The sequence below is a fragment of the Caulobacter sp. GW821-FHT12D05 genome (assembly GCF_058807295.1).
Genome location: NZ_JBXAQO010000001.1, coordinates 881738 through 904247, shown reverse-complemented (window position 1 = coordinate 904247; position 22510 = coordinate 881738). Strand labels below are relative to the sequence as shown.

The following is a 22510-nucleotide window of genomic DNA, read 5'->3' as shown; positions in this document are numbered from 1 at the left end:
AGGTTCAGCCGTACAACAAAAACGATAGCTCGCCCGCGCAGGGGCGGGTCCAGAGGGGAGAGCTTATGCGAAACCGCACTCAGGGCGGCGCGCGTCCGTCCGTCCAGAAATTCTACGTTACTGCCTCGGCCGCCGCGATCACGCTGGCGCTGGCCGGTACGGCTTGGGCGCAGACGCCGGCGCAGAAGGACGACGAGACCGTCGACGCGATCGTGGTGACCGGCATCCGGGCCTCGATCCAGAACTCGATCAACATCAAGAAGAACGAGACCTCGATCGTCGAGGCCGTCTCGGCCGAAGACATCGGCAAGCTGCCGGATGTCTCGATCGCGGAATCGATCGCCCGCCTGCCGGGTCTGGCCGCCCAGCGCGTCAACGGCCGCGCCCAGGTCATCTCGATCCGGGGCCTGGCTCCCGACTTCACCACCACGCTGCTGAACGGCCGCCAGCAGGCCAGCTCGGGCGACAACCGCGCGGTCGAGTTCGACCAGTATCCGTCGGAACTGCTCAACAGCGTCGTGATCTACAAGTCGCCGGACGGCCAGGTCTCGGGCATGGGCCTGTCGGGCACCGCCGACCTGCGCGTCGTGCGTCCGCTGGCCTACGGCAAGCGCGCCCTCGCGGTGAACATCCGCGGCGAGAAGACCGCCGGCAAGAAGCTGAATGACGACGCCAGCAACTGGGGCGGCCGCTACAGCGCCAGCTACATCAACCAGTTCGCCGACGGCACGTTCGGCGTGGCCCTGGGCTACGCCCACCTGGATTCGCCGTCTCAGGTGAAACACTACAAGGCCTATGGCTACGAGGGCTTCCCAGCGGACTCCACCAGCCCCGACAGCGCCGATGGCGCGCTGATGCTGAACGGCCAGGAGATCTTCGCCACCTCGCGCAACAACAAGCGCGACGCCTGGATCGGCATCTTCGAGTACCAGCCCAACGACAAGATCCACTCGACGCTGGACCTGTACTACTCGACCTTCAAGCAGAAGGAGGTCGTGCGCGGCGCCCAGTGGTTCTCGAACCCGTTCGCCGACGGCGTGACCTTCTCGGACGTCACGACCGCCGATGTCGGCGGCTCGAAGTTCGCGACCAGCGGCGTGATCCGCAACGCGGTCCTGCAACTTCGCAACGACTACAACACCCGCATGGACCAGCTGTTCTCGGCCGGCTGGAACACCGAGTACCAGCTCGGTGAGAAGACCAAGGTGGTCGCCGACCTGTCCTATTCGTCCAACAAGCGGAAAGAACAGGTCATGGAGACGTACGCGGGTTACGGCCGCGGCATTGGCGGCGTCACCCCGGCGACGGGCGATGTGGGCCGCACCTATGACGGCATCCGCTTCGGCGTCTCCACTGATGGCTTCTCGCAGTACAACGAAGGCCTGAGCTACGACGACGCCAGCCGCGTCACCCTGGGCGACCGCGCCCCGTGGGGTGGCTGGGGCCACGACGGCTCGATCCGCTTCCCGCACGTCAAGGAAGACGTCACCGCCGTCGACATCCGTCTCGAGCACGAGATGGACGGCTTCATCACCCAGCTGTCGGGCGGCGTGAACTACACCGAGCGCGACAAGGGCAAGACCGTCTCGGACAACGACCTGTTCCTCAAGAACGGTCGCCAGCAGGTCTATGTGGACGGGGCCGACCTGGTCGATCCGACCCAACTGGGCTTCGCCGGCTTCGGCGGCGTGCTCAGCGTCAAGATCGGCGACGCCTGGCGCAAGTACTACAACTGGGCCCCGATCCTGGACGCCAACTTCTACGACAAGAACTGGGACATCAACGAGAAGGTCACGACCGCCTTCGCCCGCGCCACCTTCGCGGCTGGCGACCTGCGCGGCAATGTCGGCGTCCAGGTGGTCCGCCAGGAGCAGTCGTCCAGCGGCGTGGTGATCAATGGCACCACGGCCGGCCAGCCGATCGTTCCGACCAAGATCAACGCCAAGGACAGCTACACCGACGTCCTGCCCAGCCTGAACCTGATCTACGACCTGGGCGGCGGCCACCGCCTCCGCGCGGCCCTGTCCAAGACCATGGCCCGTCCGCGCATGGACGAGATGCGCGCCAACGTCACGCCGGGCTTCAATGCGCTGGTCTGCTCCAGCCAGCCCTGCGGTCCGGGCACGACCGTCAATCCATGGTCGGCTTCGGGCGGCAACCCGCACCTGCGCCCGTGGAAGGCCGACGCCGCCGACCTGGCCTACGAGTGGTACATCAGCCCCGCGACCTATGTGTCGGTAGCCGGCTTCTACAAGAAGCTGAACACTTACATCTATCAGCAGACCGGCACGTTCGACTTCACGGGCATTCCGATCCCGGTCGGCGCCAGCATCCCGGCGGGCACCAACGTCAACCCGATCGGCCAGATCACGCTGCCCGCCAACGGCAACGGCGGCAATCTGCGCGGTCTGGAGTTCAGCGGCGCGATGGACTTCGGCCAGTTCGCCAGCCTGCTGAAGGGCCTGGGCGTGCAGGGCAGCCTGTCGCTGACCAAGTCGAACCTGAACCCGACCACCAGCACCTCGCCGGTCCGCATCCCGGGCCTATCCAAGCGCGTGTACAACATCACGGGCTACTACGAGCGCGGCGGCTTCCAGGCGCGGATCAGCCAGCGCTACCGCTCGGCCTTCAAGGGCGAAGTGGTGCAGCTGTTCGCCACCCGCGGCTACACCGAGATCCTGGCGGACAAGCAGGTGGACGCCCAGGTCGGCTACACCTTCCAGGACGGTCCGCTGGAGAACCTGGGCATCCTGCTGCAGGTCAACAACCTGACGGACTCGCCGTACCGCACCCGCCTGGGTCTGGACAGCACCGGCACCAAGACCAGCAACGGCGGCGCGCTGCCGGAGACCTACGAAAAGTACGGCCGGCAGATCCTGTTCGGCGTCAACTATCGGTTCTAAGCAGGAGGCTGAGCCTGGCCGCGCTCCCCCGCGGCCAGGGCTCGCCAGGCAAGAACCAACGGAGGCGGGGTCGCTTCGGCGGCCCCGACCTTCGACTTAACGGGAGGCGGGTGGTTGCAACCGCTCAAGAAGATTTTGATCGCCGGCGGCGGGTCCGCCGGATGGATGACGGCGGCGCTGTGTTCGCGGCTGTTCCAGGGTCTCTATGAGATCGTCCTGATCGAGTCCGAGCAGATCGGCACGGTCGGGGTCGGGGAGGCGACCATCCCCGCCATCAAGAAATTCAACGAACTTCTGGGCATCGACGAGGACGACTTCCTGCGCAAGACGCAAGGGTCCTTCAAGCTCGGGATCGAGTTCCGCAACTGGTACCGCAAGGGCGAGAGCTACCTGCACGGCTTTGGCGTGCTGGGGCAGGACCTGGGCTGGCTGCGGGTGCACCAGTACTGGCTGCGCATGCGCGAGCTGGGCCAAGCCGGCGACTTCAACGACCTGTCGATCAACAACGCCATGGCGCTGCAGGACAAGTTCATGCGCGCCCGGGCCGACATGGCGGACTCGCCGATCGGCCACATCGCCCACGCCTTCCACTTCGACGCGGGCCTCTACGCCAAGCACCTGTCGACCTATGCCCAGGCGCGCGGCGTCCAGCGGCGCGAGGGCAAGATCGTCGACGTCACGCTGCGGCCCGAGGACGGTTTCGTCCAGTCGGTGACCATGGACGACGGCGCGGTGATCGCCGCCGACTTCTTCATCGACTGCTCGGGCTTCCGGGGGCTGATCATCGAGCAGGCCCTGAAGACCGGCTACGACGACTGGACGCACTGGCTGCCGGCCGACCGGGCCATCGCCGTGCCGACCGAGCGCTCGGAGCACTTCACGCCCTATACCCGCTCGACCGCCCATGACTCCGGCTGGCAGTGGCGCATCCCGTTGCAGCACCGCACCGGCAACGGCCATGTCTATTCCAGCCAGTACATCGACGACGACGAGGCCGAGCGTGTCCTGCTGGCCAATCTGGACGGCGCCCAGCGCGCCAACCCGATGCGGTTGCGGTTCACGACGGGCAAGCGCAAGAAGATCTGGAACAAGAACTGCGTGTCGGTGGGCCTGGCCAGCGGCTTCATGGAGCCCCTGGAGTCGACCAGCCTGCATCTGATCCAGTCGGCGGTGATCCGCCTGGTGCGCCTGCTGCCTGACGGCGGCTTCGACCAGGCCAATGTCGACGAGTTCAATCGCCAGAGCGACTTCGAATACGAGCGCATCCGCGACTTCATCATCCTGCACTACAAGGCCACCGTGCGCGACGACACGCCGTTCTGGCGCTACTGCCGCGACATGGAGGTCCCCGCGACCTTGCAGCGGAAGATGGACCTGTTCCGCGCAAACGGCCGGGTGTTCCGCGAGGACGACGAGCTCTTCACCGAGGAGAGCTGGATCCAGGTGTTCCTGGGCCAGGGCGTGATCCCGCGCAGCTACGACCCGCTGGTCCGCGTCCATTCGGACGAGGCCATCGCCAAGCACCTCGGCAACATCGAAGCGGTCATCGGCAAGTGCCTGAACGTAATGCCCAGCCACGCCGAGTTCGTGGCCCGCACGTGCCAGGCGCCGCCGCTGGCCACGCCACCTCTTGTTCCAACAGCCTGATGTTCACACGGAGTAACGCCATGACGACCGCTGCCCAGCCTTCATCCGCCCAGTCCTTGTCGGGATTGCGGATCCTGTGCCGGACCACTGCCGCCGTGGCGTTGCTCGCCCTGACTCCGATGTCGGGCGCCCTGGCCCAGACCATGCCGACCAAGGACAGCGCTCCGCTGGCCCCGCGCGCCAACGACCCGGCCTGGGCTCGCGCCGACGCGCTCGTCAAGCAGATGACGCTTGATGAAAAAATCAGATACCTGCACGGCCTGTTCCCGCCGAACACCAAGCCGGCGCCGGCCGACATGATCCCTTCGGCCGGCTACGTGCCGGGCGTGCCGCGCCTGAAGATCCCGACCCTGCGTGAAAGCGACGCCAGCCTGGGCGTGGCCAACCAGGTCGAGCAACGCAAGGGCGACGTCGCCACGGCCCTACCGTCGGGCCTGGCCCTGGCCTCGACCTTCGAGCCCAAGCTGGCCTATGCCGGCGGCGCGATGATCGGCGCCGAAGCCCGCGCCAAGACCTTCAACGTGCTGCTGGCCGGCGGCGTCAACCTGACCCGCGACCCGTGGGCGGGCCGTAACTTCGAATATCTGGGTGAGGACCCGCTGCTGGCCGGCGAGATGGCCGGCGAGCAGATCAAGGGCGTGCAGTCCAACCACATCGTCTCGACGATCAAGCACTTCGCCCTGAACGCCCAGGAGACCGGCCGCCATGTGATGGACGCCCAGATCGGCGAGGCCGACCTGCGGGAAAGCGACCTGCTGGCCTTCCAGATCGCGATCGAGAAGAGCAATCCGGCCTCGGTCATGTGCGCCTACAACAAGGTCAATGGCGACTGGGCCTGCCAGAACGACTTCCTGCTGAACAAGGTGCTCAAGCGCGACTGGAACTATCCGGGCTTTGTGATGTCCGACTGGGGCGCGGTGCACAGCACGGTCAAGGCCGCGCTGGCGGGCCTGGACCAGCAGTCGGGCCAGGAGCTGGACACCCAGATCTTCTTCGGCGACGACCTCAAGGCCGCGATCACCAAGGGCGAGGTCAGCCAGGCTCGCGTCGACGACATGGTCCGCCGCATCCTGCACGGGGTGATCACCTCGGGCCTGATGGACAATCCGATCCCGACGACCGCCCAGCCGATCGACTACGACGCCCACGCCAAGGTCGCCCAGGCCGTGGCCGAGCGCGGTTCGGTGCTGCTGAAGAACAACGCCAACCTGCTGCCGCTGGCCAAGACGGCCAAGAAGATCGTGCTGATCGGCGCCCATGCCGATGTCGGCGTGATCTCGGGCGGCGGCTCGTCGCAGGTGCGTTCGGTCGGTGGCGCGCCGATCGAGATCCCGCTGAACGGCGGCGAGGCCGCCTCGTTCGTCCGCGTCACCTGGCACGCTTCGTCCCCGCTGGAAGCCATCAAGGCCGCCGCGCCGGGCGCGCAGGTGATCTATGTCGACGGCAAGGATCCGGCCGCCGCCGCAGCCGCCGCCAAGGACGCCGACGTCGCCATCGTCTTCGCCTGGCACTGGCAGACCGAAGCCCAGGACGCGCCGTCGATCGTCCTGCCCGAGAACCAGGACGCCCTGATCGATGCGGTCGCGGCGGCCAATAAGAACTCCATCGTCGTGCTCGAGACCGGCGGCCCGGTGACCATGCCGTGGCTGGACCGCGTCGGCGCGGTGCTGCAGGCCTGGTATCCCGGCCAGCGCGGCGGCCAAGCCATCGCGCGCCTGTTGTTCGGCGACGTGAACCCGTCGGGTCGCCTGGCCATGACCTTCCCGAAGACCGCCGACCAGGCGCCCCGCGCCAGCGCGCCGGGCTTCGCCGAGCAGGCCGCCATCGACGACGCCCGCCGCGCCGGCCAGAAGGTCGACGGCATCAAGGGCTTCGCGGTGAAGTATCCGGAAGGCGCCGCCGTCGGTTACCGCTGGTACGTCCAGGAGAAGCGCCAGCCGCTGTATCCGTTCGGCTACGGCCTGTCGTACACCTCGTTCGGCTACAAGAACCTCAAGGTCGAGGACGCGGCGGGCCTGAAGGTCAGCTTCGACGTCACCAACACCGGCAAGGTGGCCGGCGCCGACACGCCGCAGCTCTACGTGACAGCCGGCAAGCGCAAGTCGATGGTCCGCCTGGCGGGCTTCGAGAAGGTCGACCTGGCGCCGGGCGAGACCAAGCGGATCACCCTGACCGTCGAACCGCGCCTGTTGGCTGACTACGACGTCGCCAAGCCGGGCTGGACGATCCCGGCCGGGGCTTATCCGCTGTACGTCGGCGGTCACGCCGGCGACATGGCCCTGACCGGCACGGCCAACCTCAAGGCCTGGACGCGCAAGCCGTGATCCGGGTCGCTCTCCTCGCCACCGCCGCGCTTGTCGCGGCGGCTCCGGCCGTCGCCGCACCCAAGCTGCAGAGCTGGGTCACCACGGGCGACAAGAGCCAACTGCTGGCCGCTCAAGCGCCTTCAGGCGGGGTGGCGGCCGGCGTCGTGGCCGGCCTGCCGGTCATCGCCGTCGACACCAAGGAGCGCCATCAGTCGATCGTCGGCTTCGGCGGCGCGATCACGGACTCGTCGGCCTGGCTGATCCAGAACAAGCTGACCCCAGACGCGCGCGAAAAACTCCTGAAGGAGCTGTACGGGCGAGGGGAGGGCGGCCTGGGCTTCAGCTTCACTCGCATCACCATCGGCGCCTCGGACTTCTCGCTGGACCACTACAGCCTGGACGATGCGCCGGGCGGGGCGGCTGATCCAAAGCTCCAGCACTTCTCGCTGAAGCGGCCGCAGGAGTTCGTCTTCCCAACCGTCCGCGCGGCGCTGAAGATCAATCCCGACCTCAAGGTCATGGCCTCGCCGTGGAGCGCCCCGGCCTGGATGAAGACCAACGGCTCGCTGGTCCAGGGCCAGCTGAAGGCGGAGGCTTATCCGGTCTATGCCGACTTCTTCACCCGCTACATCCAGGAAGCCCGCAAGGTCGGCGTGCCGACCGACTATCTGAGCATCCAAAACGAGCCGGACTTCGAGCCCGACAGCTATCCGGGTATGCGGTGGAACGCCAAGGACCGCGCCAGGTTCTTCGGCGAGAATCTGGCCCCGGTGTTCAAGCGGGACAAGATCACCACCAAGGTCCTCGACTGGGACCACAACTGGGATCAGCCGCAGCAGCCGACGACCGTGCTGGCCGATCCCAAGGCCCGCGCGTTCCTGGCGGGCGTGGCCTGGCACTGCTACGCGGGCGACGTCTCGGCCCAGCAGCCGGTGACCGACGCCAATCCGGACAAGGACGTCTTCCTGACCGAGTGCTCGGGCGGGGAGTGGGCGCCGAAGTTCGACGACAGCTTCGCCTGGATGGTCGAGAACCTGATCATCGGCTCGGTGCGCGGCGGCTCACGCGGCGTCCTGATGTGGAACCTCGCCCTGGACGAGCAATTCGGCCCGCACGCTGGCGGCTGCAAGGACTGCCGGCCGTTCGTGACGATCGACAGCCAGACCGGCGCGATCACGCGGACCCAGGAGTATTACGCCTTCGGTCACGCCAGCCGGTTCGTGAAGCCGGGCGCGACGCGGATCGGTTCTCCGGCCAAGGTCGGCGACCTGCGCAGCGTGGCGTTCCAGAACAAGGACGGCGGCCGGGTGCTGATCGTGCTGAACGTCGGACAAGCGCCGGCCGACTTCGCGATCACCGAAGGCAAGCAGACCTTCAAGGCGACCCTGCCGGCCCGCGCGGCCGGCACCTTCACCTGGTGATCTAAGCTGGGAGGCCGCTCAGGTCTCCCAGCCCCAGCCCAGCCGGCGGCTGATGGCGTTGGCGGCGGCGATGACGCCCTGGCTGGCCTGCTCCATCCGCTCTTCGTCCATATATTGCGGAATGCTGGACAGGCTCATGGCCGCGACGATGGCGCCGCTGGCGTCGCGGATCGGGGCGGCGACGCAGCGGATGCAATCGCCGGCCTCGTCGAAGTGGCGACCCAGCCCCTGGTCCCGGGCGAGGTGCTGATCCTCATCCGAAAAATAGGTCGCCCAGGCCTCTTCCGAGGCGTCTAGCATCAAAGCGCGACCCAGAGCCGTGTTGCTGACGCGGTTGCGGTCGCCGACCTGGTGGCGCACGGCCACGCGACGGCGGCTAGGCGAGCGGGCGATATAGACGACGTCATCGCCGTCACGGACCGCCAGGTTGGTGGCGTCGTCCATCTGCTGGGCCAGACCGTCCAGGAACGGCTGGGAGACGACGGCCAGGCTGGTCGCCTCCTTGGCCTGGAAACCCAGGTCCATCAGCTTCGGGCCCAGGCGGTAGCCCTTGCGCGGGTCGTGGGTCAGCAGGCGGCGATCGACCAGGGCCGAGGCCAGGCGGTGCGCCGTGCTGCGGGTCAGGCCCAGCTTGCGTTCCAGCTCGGTCAGCGCCACCGGACCGCCACGCGCGGCGTCCAGGATATCCAGCGCGCGCAACAGGGTCTGGCTGACCTTTTCGGTCTTGGTTTCGCTGGTCACGAGCATGGCGAGGCATTTCCGCGGATGATCGGCGCTGTAGGTATCATCAAATCTGCCAGCGCTGGCACACTATCTGCTATCGCTAGCACTCAGACAAATGCCGTTATATCCACATGATGGGAACAGGGAGACTCGCGTGGGGGTAGGGGACTTTGGCGCTGCTTTGTCGGTGACGATCGACGACGTGGCCATCGCGGCCGAGGTCTCGATTCGAACCGTTTCCCGCGTCCTGAACGAGTCGCCGAATGTCGGCGACGAGACCCGCAAGCGGGTGCTCGAGACCATCGAACGCCTAGGCTACGCGCCCAGCACCCGGGCGCGGGCGCTGGCTTCAGGCCGGTCGTTCCTGATCGCCATGGTGCAGGACGACCCCAACGCCCACGTCATCGGTCCGTTGCAGCGGGGCATCGTCGAGGCCTGTTCCTCGCACGGCTACGAGCTGGTCGTGCGGCCGGTGCGGTCGGGTAATCCCGATGTCGCGGCCGACGTCGAGACCTTCGTGCGTCGCTCACGGGTGGATGGGCTGATCGTCCTGCCGCCGGCGTCCGAGATCGCCGCCATTCCCGAGCGCCTGACCCGCCTGGGCGTGCCGTCGGTCGGCATCGCTTCGGTCTCGATGCCTGAATATCCGTGCATGCTGGTCAGCAACGAGCGGGGCGCCAGTAGGGCGCTTGGCCAGCATCTCAAGTCGCTAGGTCACCAGCGCATCGCCATGATCGAGGGGCCGCCGCATTTCCGCTCGGCCCAGGAGCGCAAGGCCGGCTTCCTGGAAGGCATCGGCGGCGCCATGCCCGAGCCTTATCTGCGCAAGGGCGACTACGGCTTCGAGAGCGGCCTCGCAGCCGCCGAGGCGTTGCTGGCGCTGGACCAGCCGCCGACAGCGATCTTCGCCGCCAACGACATTATGGCCGCCGCCGTCGTCAAGACCGCCCGCGAGCGCGGCCTGGCCATTCCGGATCAGCTGTCGGTCGTCGGCTTCGACGACAGCGACATCGCCTCGATCATCACGCCCGCACTGACCACGATCCGCCGTCCGCTGGTCGACATGGCCCAGGCCGCCACCGAGCGTCTGCTGGAGATGATCAACGGCAAGCGCCTGAACTGGCCGCAGGAGCCGATCGAGCTGACGCTGATGCACCGCCAGTCCGTCAGCTCACCGCGCTGACAGGCCGTTCTCGCCGAAGCGAATCCGGTCGGGATCCAGGCCCAGCTGGGTCAGATTGGCGCGGGCAGTGGCCTTCAGCCGGTCGCTGGCGACGGGATTGGGTTTCTGTTTCAGCTCCATCGTCGCCACCGAGGTGAACATGCCCGTGACGGCCAGTTGCTCGTAGAGCTTCTGCTTCTCGGCGTCGGACGCGCCGGCGACACCGGGCTCGCCCTGGAGCAGGCCGCGCATCTGGGCGATCAGCGGCCGGGCCTGTTGCGGCGTCACCTGCGTGCCCGTGACGGCCTCGTAGCTGGTGGCGACATACAGCGATAGGGCGGTCGGCAGGTCGTGATCGGGCTGGCCGAACAGGCGCTCGATCCCACCAAACTTTCCCAGAAGCTGTTGAAAAACCGACGTAACCTCAGTTCGTTTTGAAGCGGGATACGTAGACGCCATGGCCGGGATCGCGGTGGCGCCAGGCGTCGATACGAACCGCAGGCTCTTGCCGGAAACCAGCGCGGAACGCGGCGGCGCGCTGGCCGGCGACTTGGCTTGATCGCCAAGCAGCGCCTTGGTCCGCGAGACGATGGTGCTGGCGTTCAGCGCGTTGTTAAACGCGCCGCCGTCCATCAGATAGACATTGACCATGTCCTGGGCGCGCGCCGGCGCCGCGATCGTCAGGACCGCGCCGACGAGAAGAACCGCTGCCGATCGAGCCATGCCATTTCTCCCGATTGCGTTGTGGCGCGAACTTAGTCGGGCGGTAAGTCAGCGACATAACGGGGCGGAATAACGGCAGAGGGAAACGCTGATCCATTTATCGTCTAAGATATATTATCGGAAATAATGGACGCTCCGAAACGATAGCGGCGCTGGTTCTATTTGCCCGCGACGAAGCTGTCGAACTGGCGCTTGAACACCTGTCGCGTGTCGCGGTCCGAATAGAACATGTGGCCGCCAACCAGGCACGTCGCCGAAACACGCGGACGCAGATCCGCCGGCGACTGGGCCACGGCTTCGTTCATGGCCGCGCATGAGGCGTCATACATTCCGCGCACGTTCCAGACCCGGAGCTTGGGATTGATCCGCATGGCGCGCGCCAACGGCGGCTCGGGCTGGTCGCTGCGGTCCATCTTGAACATGCGTGTCATCCAGTCGGCGGCCACGCCACTGCGGGCATCGACGTCCAGCGGTTCGGGATGGAAGGCGCCGCCGAACGGGCCGCGATAAGCCAGGTCGCTCTCGAAACCCAGGTCGTGGCGGATATAGCCGTTATAGACCCGCGACGTGCCGTTCATCAGGTCGGCCATGCGCTGCAGGCTGGGGTCGCCGGTCGGCAGCCACGGCGTGCCTTCGGGGCGTGATTTCAGCGTGATGCGACCGTCGTAGCGGCCCAGTTCGAAGCCCTTGTCGGCCAGCAGTCGGTCAAAGAAGACGCCGCTGTCCAGGCGCAGCGTCTTGGCGTCGACGAACTGGCTATCGACGCCCGTGAAGCGTTGCAGCCCCGCCAAAACGGCGGCGCGTTCGTCCGCACTCAGAGCATCACGCTTTTCCAGCGCCGGCGCGTAAACCGCCCTCACCCAGGCTTCGGCCTGCTTCTCGGCCTCGGTGCTGGACAGCGTCTGGAGATCTGCCGGCAGGCGCTTGTGGTAGTGCGCGATGGCCGTGAACTCGGTGATCGACAGGGCTTGAGCCAAGGCCGGCGACACCTTCTGGCCGACGGCGTAGTCGCCCGACATCAGGATGACGCCCGATAGCCGCGTGCGGCGCTTTTCCAGCGCTTCGGCCACCAGCATGGCGCGCGTGGTCCCGTAGCTCTCGCCGCCGATATAGAGCGGCTGCTGCCAGCCGTCGTAGCGGGTCAGATAGACCCGGATCGCCTCGGCCACGGCCTCGGAGTCGCCGCGCGAGCTGTAGAGCACGTCGCGGAAATCCTTGCTGGTGGCGCGGCTGAAGCCGGTGCCGACCGGATCGATGAACACCAGGTCGCTGGTCGCCAGCCAGCTGTCGGGATTGTCGATCAGCGGCGTCTCGGTGTTGGGGCCGTAGTCCGGATAGGTCGCGGCCGTCGTCGGACGCTTGGGGCCGACGCCCATGAACTGCAGCTGGGCCGAATTGGAGCCCGGCCCGCCGTTCCACAGGAAGGTCACCGGGCGCGGCGGCGCGCCGACCGGGGTCGGGACGCTGTAGGCGATGAAAAACACCGATGCCATCAGCTCGCCGGTGTCGTTGACATAGATCGGCAGCAGGCCGGCGCGAGCCGTATAGGTTAGCGCCCTGCCCCCGGCCGTCATCTGGTGGCGGGTAGTGACGGTCTTGTCCTCGTGCGGCGCGATCGGCGCGGCTGAGGAGAGGCTGGCGAAGGCCATGGCGCCGGCCAGGACGCCGGCGAGAAGCGCGGTTTTCATGTCGGAAGCTCTCAGCGGGCTTGCAGCAGGGCGCGGAAGTCGCGGGTGAAGGCCAGGCGCGAGGGCTGGTCGCGATAGAACATGTGACCGCCGTCGTAGCACTTGAAGCTGAAGGCGGCCTTCAGCGGCGCCGGCAGCTGGCGGGCGGTCTCGTCGTTCTCGGTGCAGCTGTTGAGGGAGTCGTAGCGTCCGGCCACGACCATCACCTTCAGCTTGGCGTCCAGGCCGACAGCCTCGGCCGTCGAGGGCAGTGGCGGGCCGATCACCGGCGGGCCGCCGCCCGTGGTTTGGGCGACCTTTATCGCCGCCGCGACGACCTCGGGCGTGGCCTCGGCGGTGGCGTAGTTCCACTCCGCGCCCGGCCCGCCGCCGAACTTGCCGGTCGGCGAATAGGCCTCGTCCAGCCGCTCATTGCCGACATACGGCAGGTCGGTGTGATAGCCCAGGTCGTGGCGGATATAGCGCGGCACGGCCTTGTCGAAGTCTTCGTTCGGCGACTGGGTCAGTCGCATATCGAAGATATTCAACGGCTTGCCGTCGGGCTTGAGCAGATTTTCGCGGTACTGACGCGGCGTGACGACCAGGGTTTTACGGTCGATCTGCTCGGGCTTGAGACCGATATAGCCGGCCAGCTCGCCGGCGATCCGCTCGCGGTCGGCGTCCGACAGCTCGTTGATCTTGGCGAGCGCCGGCGCGTAGGTCTCGCGGCCCCAGGCCTCGACGCGCGCCAGGACGGCCGCGCGGTCCTTGCCCAGGCTGGGCGACAGCTTGCCGTGATAGAGCGCCGTGGCGGCGAGGTCCGTGACCCGCATGGCGGCGCTGACGCTGGGATCGCGTCGCTCGGCCTTCAGGCCCGAGCCGCCGGAAATCAGGACAAGACCCTTCACCGGGATGCCGCGCTTGATCAGGCTGTAGCCGACGCTGCCCGCCCTGCCCGCGCCCCAGCTTTCGCCGGCCAGATAGATCGGCGCGGCCTCGGCGCCGCTCAGCAGGCGCCAGGCGCGGATGAACTCGGTGACCGAAGCGACGTCGCCGACGGTGCCGTAGAATTCCTTGCGGTACTCAGAGCGAGTCGGGCGGCTGAAGCCGGTGCCGATCGGGTCGACGAAGACGAGGTCGGTGTCGGCCAGCCAGGTTTCCTGGTTGTCGACGAGGGAAGCCCCCTCCCCGCGCTTGGGTCCTACCATCTCGAAATGCAGCGTGGCCGAGTTGGCGCCCGGACCGCCGTTCCAGACGAAGGTCACCGGACGCGGCTTCCCGGTGGTGGGCACGCGATAGGCGATGAAGCCCATATAGCCGTGAACGTCGCCGGTCTCGGCGTCGCGGATCGGCACGCGGCCGACCTCGGCCTCATAGGCCAGGGTCTTGCCGCCCAGCGGCATGGTGTGGCGGGTCGCGACCCAATCAGGCGGCGCCGCCACGGCGGCCGAGCTCATCAGGCATGCGCTGGCCAGGCCCAGCAGGAGAAGGTTCGTCTTGGCCATGTCCGGCTCCGAACTCAGGGCAGGTCGTGAAGGAGGCTCGCCGCGGCCAGGTCCTGCACGACATGGCCCAGCGACTTGTAGACGGTGATCTGATCGGCCCTCTGCCGGCCCGGCAGGTCGCCGGCCAGCACCTGGCCGATCTCGCCGACCACGTGGTCGTCGTCGACCAGGCCGGCGGCCTTGGCGGCCAGGAATTCGGCGCCCTGCTTGAGGACCCCTTCCCGGCTGTCGGCGATGAAGCGCGCGGCGACGACCAAGTCGTTGTCGACCTCGACCGGGCCGGCATAGCTGGAGCCGACCACGTTGACGTGGGCGCCGGGACTGACCCAGCGGCCCAGCAGGACGGGCTCGCGGGCGCTGGTCACGGTGCAGATGATCTCGGCCCCGCTGACGGCCTCTTCGGCGCCCTGGCAGGTGATGGTCGCCACGCCCGTTTCCTCGGCGATCTGGTTGGCCAGAGCCTTGGCGCGCTCGGTCGAGCGGCCCCAGATGCGGATGGCCTTCAGCGCCCGGACGTGGGCGATGGCGCGGGCGTGATGCAGGGCCTGCTCGCCCGTGCCCAACACGGCCATGACCTCGGCGTCCGGCCAGGCCAGAGCGTCGGTGGCCACGGCGCTGGCGCAGGCCGTGCGAATGGCGGTGATCTCGCCGGCGTCGGCCACGCAGACCGGCGCGCCGGTCTTGCCGTCGAACAGGACGACCACGCCTTGGTGCGAGCGGTGCTCCGCCGAACTGTCGGGCGGAAAGACGCTGACCAGCTTGGCGCCGAACACCCCGCCCTCGCCCATCCCGCCCGGCATGACGCCGAACATGCGGCCTTCGCCCAGGTCCAGGATGGAGCGCAGCAGCTGCTGGGTCCGGCCGGCCGAGAAGCGGATCATCGCCTCGCGCACCAGCGGGATGCAGCGCTCGTAGGTCAGATGCTGGCGCACCTGCGAACCGTCGATGATACGCAAGACGTTCGCCCTCCTACTGGAAGCAGACGGGCCTCCGCCGAGACGGAGGCCCTATGGTCGCTAGAACCGCGCGTTCAGGCCCAGGAAGAACTGACGGCCGATGATGTCGCCATAGGCCCGGTTGGGATAGGACGTCATTTCGTCGGTCAGGTCGGTGACGCCGGCGCGCACGGTGTACTTGCCGAAGTCATAGGCGCCCGAGATGTTGTGGCGGATGTTCGCCGCGACCGTCGGGGTCGGCGTGGTCTCGATCGTCGCGCCCCAGGCGGTCAGGGCCGAGGGCATGTAGTCGACCGAGTAGTACAGCTTCAGCGGACCGCGCGAGTAGCGCATGTCGAAGCGACCGCGCCAGTCGGGCAGCACGATGGTGCCGTCGGTGCGCGACAGGTCCGAACCGGTCACCGAGGTCTCGTAGCGGGTGTTGTGGGTCGCCTCGAGGCCCAGCTCCAGCGTGCCGTAGTCGTGGTCCGGGAACAGGCGGCTCAGCGGCAGGCGGTAGTTGATGTTGTAGACCTCGCCGCGATAGCTGATGCGGCCAGCGTTGTAGGTCGTCGAGATGGCCGTGGTGACATAGCCGCTGGCGTCACGGGTGAAGGTGCCGCAAACCTCCTTCGACGGCGAAGTCGCGTCGTAGCAGGTGGCCAGGAAGTCCATCGGGGTGAAGCCCGACAGGCCGTTGGTCAGGTCGATCTTCACGCGGTCGGCGATCAGGGTCAGGCCCGGAATGAAGCTGGGCTGGAACACCAGACCGATGGTCGTGGTGTCCGAGACCTCGTTCTTCAGGTCGATATTGCCGCCGGTGGTGATCAGCGCGTTGTTGAAGTTCTCCGACGGGTCCTGGAAGGTCGCCAGCGGGCCGTAACCCGGATTGGCGGCGAACAGGGCCTGGCAGTTGGCGCGGCGGGTGGCCGGCGACGGACCGGCGTTGATGCGGTCGCTGTCGCAGGGGTCCTGGGTGATCGAGCCCAGGGTCGTCTGTTGCGGCGCGAACAGCTGGTCCAGGGTCGGCGCGCGGAAGTTGCGGCTACGCGAACCGCGCAGGCTGAAGCCGTCGAAGACTTCCCACTGCAGGCCCGCGCCCCAGACCTTCTCGGTGCCGGTGATCGAGTGGTCGACGATGCGGTACGAACCGTCGAACTCCAGGCGCTTGGCGCCGGGGAAGCTGAAGTCGCCGCCCAGGATCGGCACCAGGACTTCGCCCGACACTTCGCTGGTGTGGTACTTGCCCGAGGTCGCCTTGCTGATGGCGCCCGAGCCGACCTGGCCCAGTTGGTTGCCCTCGAACGGTTTGAAGCGGGCCCACTCGGCGCGGTACTCGTAGGCGACGCTGAACTTGGCGACGCCGGCCGGCAGTTGGAACAGGTCGCCGCCCAGGGTGGCCAGGACGTCGTCCTGGGTGTTGCGGAAGTCCTGGCCCGACGGCGTGGTGACGTAGGCGCGCGCTTCCTTGCTGACATTGCCCGAGCCGAAGATGTTCAGCGGGGCACAGGCCAGGTCGTCATCGGCGGTGCTGGCGTTGGCGTTGACGGCGCAGACGATGTTGCCGGCGCTGTTCTTGACCGCATTGATCGCCTTGTTGAAGGCGGCGGTCTTCACGCCCCAGCCCGACTGCGAGCCCTTGGTGCCGCCATGGCTGGCCGACAGGGTCCAGTAGAAGTCACGGTCGGCGCGGTTGAAGTCGCCTTCCAGCGACAGCAGGGCGCGGTAGGTGTCGGTGTTGTAGCGGGTCTCGCGGGTCGGCAGCAGGTCCGACCACGACTTGGACAGGAACAGCGGCGCGCCGGCGCCGAACGACGGGCTGGCCGCCTTCAGCGAATTCACGGCTTCGGTGCTGAGATACGGGTTGGTCGCGAAGAAGGTGATGTAGCCCGCGCCGCTGGCGGGGGTGTTCAGCACCGTGTTGCTGGCGATCGTGCCGTACGGGTCGCGGCCGACGGTGTTGGAGTACAGGAACTCGCCCGACACCTTCAGGTGGTCGCTGAAGTCGTAGTGGTAGATGGCGTTGGCGTTCTTGCGTTCGACGCCGGTGCGCAGCGTCGCCAGGTCCTGGTACGGGAAGCCGTCGCCGCCGCTGGCGAACGGCACCTGCAGGAAGGTCCCGAGATTGTAGTTCTGCAGGCCGGTGCCGGCTGCGTTGAACTGCTGGGTCGCGCCGCCAGAGCGCAGGATGAAGGTCGGCACCGGCGCCGGCGTCGTGAAGACCACGCCGTTGTTGGTGTACGAGTAGAAGGTGGCGTTCAGCGCCGGGGCCAGCGCCGGGATGCCGTCGGTCTGGCTGGTGTTGGCCGGGTTGGTGTAGGTCACGCGGCCCAGGTTGGTCAGCGGGCGATCGCGGTCGAACAGCGGATCGGTCTTCGACCATTCCAGATTCACGGCGACGTTGCCGCGGCCGTCAGCGTAGTTCTTGCCCAGGGTGGCGCGCAGAGCCGGCTTCTTGTTGTCGCTGCGCGAGGAGATGCCGTACTGGGCGTCCAGCTCGACGCCTTCGAAATTGCGCTTGAGGACATAGTTGACCACGCCGGCGATGGCGTCCGAGCCGTAGACGGCCGCGCCGCCGGCCTGGACCACGTCCACGCGCTCGATCAGGCCGACCGGGATGATGCTGGTGTCGACGACCCGGTCGCCCAGGCCGCTGGACGAGGTCACCGTGCGGCGACCGTTGATCAGGGTCAGGGTGCGACCCGCGCCCATGTTGAACAGGTTGGGGAACTGCTGGCCCGAGCCGGCGGCCGCGCCGCTGCCCGAAGCTTGCCCGTAGGTCGGAGCGACCGACGAGATCTGGTTCAGGGCTTCACCGGCCTGGACATAGCCGCGCTCGACGATGGCTTCCTGGCCGATCACCGTGACCGGGGCCGGCGTGGTCGTCTCGGCGCGACGGATGCGCGAGCCGGTGACGACGACCTCGGTGACCATCTCGGCCGCTTCTTGGGCGTGGACCCGGACGGGCGTGAAGCCGCCGGCCAGAGCCGCGCCGCCGATGATGGTCGTGGCGAGCAGACGGCCGCGGATCGAAGACTTTCGCATGGTACCCCCAATCTTGGTTTCACAACGCGCGCTTCCCCAAGCTGCGCTGGCTGGATCGCCCGGCGGGTCTGTTTCCAGCCCGCCAGGTCGTCGCCACAGATGAAAGCTAGGCCAAGGGGGACAGTTTATCTTTTCGTTCTTCGAACCGTCGCGTCATCGACATACATGGATTATGCGAGCCTGGCGGCCTCCTCGCATCGTCTATGTCGAGGACCTAGAAGCGGCAGGCTTGCGTGGTCGCGCCGGGAGTCTTGGCCCAGGTCACGCCGTCGACCGAGGCGCCGCGCGGCGTATAGGTCAGCGTGCGGGTCACGCCATCGCGCTTGAGCGTCAGGGTCAGGGCCTTGGTCTCGTCGGCCCGCGCCTGCAGCATGCCGTCCTCGGTGACGATCTGGTCGCCGTCGCGGATGCCGGCCTGGTCGGCGGTCGTGCCGGCCTTCAGGCCTTTCACGAGCCGCCCCTCGCTGCTGAACGAGGCGCGGTCGAAGCCCAACTCGAAGACCTTGTAGGTCTTGGCGGTCGGCGTCAGACAGCCCTTGAAGCGATCGCCCGGCTTCAGGATATCGCCCCGGGCCATGGCGTCGTAGCCGGCCTTGGCCTCGTCGGCGCCGATCTCCTTGCCGACCAGGTCCAGCCAGGCCTCGATCGTGTAGGGCTGGTCGGTGCTCTCGCGGCGATAGAGCTCCTTGACGATGTCATCCAGGCTGCGCTGGCCGTTCGAGCGGGCGCGGATCTTGGCGTCGACATCGATCAAATAGATCACGCCCCGGCCGTACGGCACGGTCTGGGCGGTCGGATCGCTCCAGAAGATCTTGGCCGCCTCGGTGTTGCTCAGGCGCAGATAGGGATTGGTGTAGTAGGCCGTCGTCTTGTCGTTCAGCGACTTGGCGAAGTCGTCCAGCGACAGCACGCCCGAGCGGTAGGACAGCATCATCGAGTAGAACTCGGCCGTGCCTTCGCTGTACCAGGCCGTGGCGCCGTGCTCGCCCTGCATGGACGGCCAGTTGTGGGCCATCTCGTGCGACAGCAGGCTCTGCAGCGCCTCGATCGTCGGCTTGTCGCTAGGGCGGTAGCCGAACATGAACGACTGCGGCAGCGCCGTGCCGCCGGTGCCGGCATAGGGGTTCTGGCGCATGAAGACGCGATAGACGCCGTTCTTGTCGCCGAAGAACTTGGCCATGGCGCCGTGCAGGGTCTGGATGCGCTGGCCCAGGGTCTCGGCCGAAAACGGCGGTGGGCTCAGCCAGAACAGGCCAAAGTCGCTCTTGCCGCCGCCGATGCCTTGCAGCGGGCCGGCCGCGTAGAACGAGAAGGCCAGGCGCTCGGACGGTCCCATGGTCTCGACATGGCCTTCGCCCAGCGACGACACCCCGCGCGACCCCTTGGGCGCGGCGGAGAGATCCCAGTCCAGGGTGATGCGATAGGGCTTGTTGCCGGGCGGCACGGCCATGAAGGTCACGCCGGCCGCGGCGAAGCCGCCGCTTTCCTCGCGCAGGTCGAACAGCGGACCGTTGTTGGTGGCGGCGGTGATCTGGCGCGGCGCGGCCTGGTACTCGACCACGACGTCGCCGACCGTGGCGCGCGAGACCTTCCAGCCGCGATAGCCGCCCTGCGGTGTCGGCGGCTCGTCGACCTGGGTCAGGGCAATCGGGCCCGAGGCGTCACGCGCGGTCAGGCCAGCGCCCAGCAGTTGCGAGCCGGGAATCCCGACCAGCCGGATCGGCAGGTGCACCAGGGTGTCGCCAGCCGCCAGGCCGGGCGCTTGGAGCGTCTCCTGCACGGCCATGTAGCTCTGCGGCCCGCCCAGCGCGTGCGGGGTCAGGCGTACGGACAGCTTGGGCGGAGGCCCCTGCTCGGCCGCATGGGCCATGCCGGCGCTCAACGCCAGCGCCGCAACGCCCATCATCATGAAATGGCGCATCTTTCAGTCCTCCCCCGGATGTGTTTTTGACGCCTAGGCGAACAGAGCCGCGACCAGGGCGCCGATGTCGTCGAGATCGTTGAACAAGGTCGGGGCCACCCGCACCCGGTCCTCATAGACCGACGCGAAGATCCCCGCCGCCTCCAGCCGCGCCCCGACCGTGTCGAGGCCGGGCGGCACGAAGGCCAGCAGCGGCGAACCCGTCTCATGCGGCGTCAGGATCCGGCAGCCCTTGGCGACCAGGCGCTCACGCAGCGGCGTCAGCAGGGTCTCGCGATGGCGCGCCAGCGCCTCGACGCCGATGCGCAGCAGGTCGTCCAGCGAATGGTGCAGTTGAGCCACCGCGCCGCTGGCCATGGTCCCCATGCCGAAGGCGCCGGTAGCGTCGGGCCGGGCGCGCCACAGCACGGGCGGATCGGCCATGGGTTGGGCGATCATCTCGCTGACCTGGCGATAGCCGAAGGCGGTTGGGTCCAGCCGATCCAGGCGGTCGCCGCGGGCGTAGAGGAAGCCCACGCCGAAATCGCCCATCAGCCACTTGTAGGTGGCGCAGGCGCAGAAATCGACGCCGGACGCCTTCACGTCGAAGGGCACGGCGCCGGCCGCCTGGATGATGTCGGCATAGACCAGCGCGCCGCGCGCATGGGCCAGTTCGCAGACGGCCTCCAGGTCGTGGCGGAAGCCGTTGTAGTTAGACACCGACGATAGGGCGACCAGGTCCGTGGGCTTCTCCAGCGCCGCCGCCAGGTCCGAGAGTTCAATGCGGCCGTCGCGGGCGGGCACCACCTCGACGTCCAAGCCATGCTCGGCTAGGCGTTCATAGAGATAGAGCGAGCCGGTGAAATGCAGGGCGTCGGTGACCACCCTGCCCTTCCCGCCGCTGAGGCCCAGGGCCGACAGCACGGCGTTCTCGCCGGCCATGGTGCTGGGCACGAAGGCGATCTCGGCCGGCTTGGCGCCGATCAGGGTGGCGAACATGCGCTGGACCTGCTCGCGGATCGCGCCGTCGTCATGGCCTTCGCCGGACGACGAGCCCATGCGGTACTCGGCGTAGCGGTCCAGGGCCTGGCGTGCGCCCAGGCTCATCGGGTGCATATAGGCCGCGTCCAGGTGGATCCTGGACATGGGCGCGAAGTCGGCGCGGCGGGCGACGCCGAGCGGACGGCCGATCTCCATCTTCATGCCGAGGCCTCTTGGCCAGCGCGGCGGCCCAGCGTCACGGCATAGTAGATCATGCCGACCGCCAACCAGCCGCCCAGCAGCACATAGGGCCGCCAGTCGGTCCCAAGGCCCAGGGCGGCGATCGCCACGGCGACCAGCAGGCCAACCACGGCCAGGATCTGCACCGCGCGCTTGCTGAAACGCAGTCGCGCCTCGGCGTGCAATTCCGGATGTTTGGTCGCCATGTTGTAGGCGGCCAGACACGAGGCGGCGTACTTCATCATCGTCGGGATGTTGATGGCCAGCAGCAGGAACAGCAGGCTGGACGGTAGCAGCACGCAGGCCGCCGTCAGGGCGAAGGCGGTGATCGTCGCCCAGTGCGGCGTGCCGAAGCGCGGATGCACCTCGCCCAGCTTTGCGGGCAGCACGCCCGAACGACCCATGGCGTACAGGAAGCGGGTGAAGACCAGGAAGATGGCGTTCATCGACTTGGTCAGGGCCAGCAGCGCGGCGCCGACGATCAGGGGCTTGGCCCAACCGCCCAGCGACACCTCGGCGGCGGCCAGCAGCGGCGCCTTGCTCGACGCGAGGGTGTCGACACCGGCCAGGCTCAGCGCCGTGAAGGCGATGGAGACATAGACGACCACGGTCAGGGCCAGGGCCAAGGCCAGGCCCAGCGGCACGGTGCGCTTGGGATCGCGCACCTCCTCGCCGACCTCGGTGGCGGTCTCAATCCCTAAGAACAGCTGGATCATCAGCGGCAGCGCCGCCAGGATCGGGGTCCAGCCGCCGGCTACGGCTTCGACGAACAGGTGTGGTTTCAAGCCGTGGGCGCCGGACGCCACGAAGATCGCGAACACCGCCAGCAGCAGCAGCATCATCGCCGTCTGCGCCTTGGCCGCGACCTTCACCCCGACGAAGTTCAGCGCGAAGATCAGGGCGAACAGGCCCAGCATGGTCGGCGCGGCCGGGACCTCGATCACCATCGACAGGTAGCTGACCAACACCCGACCCAGTACGATCATCACGACCGCGTTGCTCAGGATCCGCATCCACACCACGGCGAAGGCGATCCAGGGCTTTGTCAGCAGGCGCTGCCACTCGTAGGACGCGGCGGTTTTGGGCAGGGCCGAGGCCATGTAGGCATAGACCAGCGCGAAGACGATCATCGGGATCGCCGCCAGGCCCGCCGCGATCAAGATGCCGGCGCCGCCGACCTGGCTGGCCGGGCCCAGCACCGAGAAGATCGCCGCGCCGATGGCGGTGCCCGCGCCCAGCATGACCAGATCGAGCAGGCCGACGCCGTGCTTCAAGGCCGGCGAAGGGGCGGATGCGGGGCCTGTCATGAGGTCTTGGACGCTCCGAAAATTTCAGGTCGTCAGCATAGGGGC

The 22510-nt window shown here is 67.6% G+C and carries 14 protein-coding genes; 5 read left to right on the top strand and 9 right to left on the bottom strand.

Going from position 1 to position 22510, the window contains the following annotated elements; all coding sequences use genetic code 11:
- Positions 1-65 precede the first annotated feature (65 nt).
- From AC1RRR_RS03820 to AC1RRR_RS03805, 4 genes are all read left to right on the top strand, one after another.
- Positions 66-2903, top strand: coding sequence for a TonB-dependent receptor (locus tag AC1RRR_RS03820; protein WP_492810691.1), 2838 nt, complete (start codon positions 66-68; stop codon positions 2901-2903).
- Between the two features lie 114 nt (positions 2904-3017).
- Positions 3018-4550 carry a tryptophan halogenase family protein gene (locus tag AC1RRR_RS03815; RefSeq protein WP_492810689.1) on the top strand — a complete coding sequence of 511 codons (1533 nt, stop codon included), beginning with the start codon at positions 3018-3020 and terminating at the stop codon, positions 4548-4550.
- Between the two features lie 20 nt (positions 4551-4570).
- Positions 4571-6874, top strand: a complete 2304-nt coding sequence (locus tag AC1RRR_RS03810) for a beta-glucosidase (RefSeq protein ID WP_492810688.1) — start codon at positions 4571-4573, stop codon at positions 6872-6874.
- Positions 6871-8277: a glycoside hydrolase family 30 protein gene (locus AC1RRR_RS03805; RefSeq protein ID WP_492810686.1), complete on the top strand. Its 1407-nt coding sequence runs from the start codon at positions 6871-6873 to the stop codon at positions 8275-8277. Before AC1RRR_RS03810 ends, AC1RRR_RS03805 begins: the two co-directional genes overlap by 4 nt.
- Before the next feature lie 18 nt (positions 8278-8295).
- Here the strand turns inward: AC1RRR_RS03805 and AC1RRR_RS03800 are convergent, their stop codons facing one another.
- Entirely contained in the window at positions 8296-9024 is a 729-nt protein-coding gene (locus tag AC1RRR_RS03800; RefSeq protein ID WP_492810684.1) for an IclR family transcriptional regulator, read from the bottom strand.
- Positions 9025-9154: 130 nt separating this feature from the next.
- On the opposite strand from AC1RRR_RS03800, the gene AC1RRR_RS03795 reads away from it, so the two are divergent.
- Positions 9155-10183: a LacI family DNA-binding transcriptional regulator gene (locus tag AC1RRR_RS03795; RefSeq protein ID WP_492810682.1), complete on the top strand. Its 1029-nt coding sequence runs from the start codon at positions 9155-9157 to the stop codon at positions 10181-10183.
- Here AC1RRR_RS03795 and AC1RRR_RS03790 read toward each other — a convergent pair.
- The 8 genes from AC1RRR_RS03790 to AC1RRR_RS03755 form a co-directional block, all read right to left on the bottom strand.
- Positions 10172-10885 carry a DUF6683 family protein gene (locus tag AC1RRR_RS03790; RefSeq protein ID WP_492810681.1) on the bottom strand — a complete coding sequence of 238 codons (714 nt, stop codon included), beginning with the start codon at positions 10883-10885 and terminating at the stop codon, positions 10172-10174. The two genes, AC1RRR_RS03795 and AC1RRR_RS03790, sit on opposite strands and share 12 nt — an antisense overlap.
- Positions 10886-11043: 158 nt before the next feature.
- Positions 11044-12573 (bottom strand): S10 family serine carboxypeptidase-like protein, encoded by a 1530-nt coding sequence (locus AC1RRR_RS03785; protein WP_492810680.1) that lies wholly within the window; start codon positions 12571-12573, stop codon positions 11044-11046.
- An 11-nt stretch (positions 12574-12584) separates the two neighbouring features.
- Complete coding sequence (locus AC1RRR_RS03780) at positions 12585-14057, bottom strand: S10 family serine carboxypeptidase-like protein (RefSeq protein WP_492810678.1); 1473 nt, start codon at positions 14055-14057, stop codon at positions 12585-12587.
- Positions 14058-14071: 14 nt separating this feature from the next.
- Positions 14072-15013 (bottom strand): ornithine cyclodeaminase family protein, encoded by a 942-nt coding sequence (locus AC1RRR_RS03775; RefSeq protein WP_492810676.1) that lies wholly within the window; start codon positions 15011-15013, stop codon positions 14072-14074.
- A gap of 60 nt (positions 15014-15073) precedes the next feature.
- Positions 15074-18037, bottom strand: a complete 2964-nt coding sequence (locus AC1RRR_RS03770) for a TonB-dependent receptor domain-containing protein (protein ID WP_492810674.1) — start codon at positions 18035-18037, stop codon at positions 15074-15076.
- A 214-nt stretch (positions 18038-18251) separates the two neighbouring features.
- Complete coding sequence (locus tag AC1RRR_RS03765) at positions 18252-19958, bottom strand: M61 metallopeptidase family protein (protein WP_492810673.1); 1707 nt, start codon at positions 19956-19958, stop codon at positions 18252-18254.
- A gap of 33 nt (positions 19959-19991) precedes the next feature.
- Positions 19992-21140: an aminotransferase class V-fold PLP-dependent enzyme gene (locus AC1RRR_RS03760; protein ID WP_492810672.1), complete on the bottom strand. Its 1149-nt coding sequence runs from the start codon at positions 21138-21140 to the stop codon at positions 19992-19994.
- Positions 21137-22465 (bottom strand): APC family permease, encoded by a 1329-nt coding sequence (locus AC1RRR_RS03755; protein WP_492810671.1) that lies wholly within the window; start codon positions 22463-22465, stop codon positions 21137-21139. The genes AC1RRR_RS03760 and AC1RRR_RS03755 overlap by 4 nt, the downstream gene beginning before the upstream one ends.
- Between the last annotated feature and the right edge of the window lie 45 nt (positions 22466-22510).

Excerpts from the sequence above, each read along its gene's own strand:
- AC1RRR_RS03760 (WP_492810672.1), bottom strand. The coding sequence starts at position 21,140 with ATGAAGATGGAGATCGGCCGTCCGCTCGGCGTCGCCCGCCGCGCCGAC.
- AC1RRR_RS03780 (WP_492810678.1), bottom strand. The coding sequence starts at position 14,057 with ATGGCCAAGACGAACCTTCTCCTGCTGGGCCTGGCCAGCGCATGCCTG.
- AC1RRR_RS03770 (WP_492810674.1), bottom strand. The coding sequence starts at position 18,037 with ATGCGAAAGTCTTCGATCCGCGGCCGTCTGCTCGCCACGACCATCATC.
- AC1RRR_RS03800 (WP_492810684.1), bottom strand. The coding sequence starts at position 9,024 with ATGCTCGTGACCAGCGAAACCAAGACCGAAAAGGTCAGCCAGACCCTG.
- AC1RRR_RS03785 (WP_492810680.1), bottom strand. The coding sequence starts at position 12,573 with ATGAAAACCGCGCTTCTCGCCGGCGTCCTGGCCGGCGCCATGGCCTTC.
- AC1RRR_RS03765 (WP_492810673.1), bottom strand. The coding sequence starts at position 19,958 with ATGCGCCATTTCATGATGATGGGCGTTGCGGCGCTGGCGTTGAGCGCC.
- AC1RRR_RS03755 (WP_492810671.1), bottom strand. The coding sequence starts at position 22,465 with ATGACAGGCCCCGCATCCGCCCCTTCGCCGGCCTTGAAGCACGGCGTC.
- AC1RRR_RS03810 (WP_492810688.1), top strand. The coding sequence starts at position 4,571 with ATGACGACCGCTGCCCAGCCTTCATCCGCCCAGTCCTTGTCGGGATTG.
- AC1RRR_RS03820 (WP_492810691.1), top strand. The coding sequence starts at position 66 with ATGCGAAACCGCACTCAGGGCGGCGCGCGTCCGTCCGTCCAGAAATTC.
- AC1RRR_RS03790 (WP_492810681.1), bottom strand. The coding sequence starts at position 10,885 with ATGGCTCGATCGGCAGCGGTTCTTCTCGTCGGCGCGGTCCTGACGATC.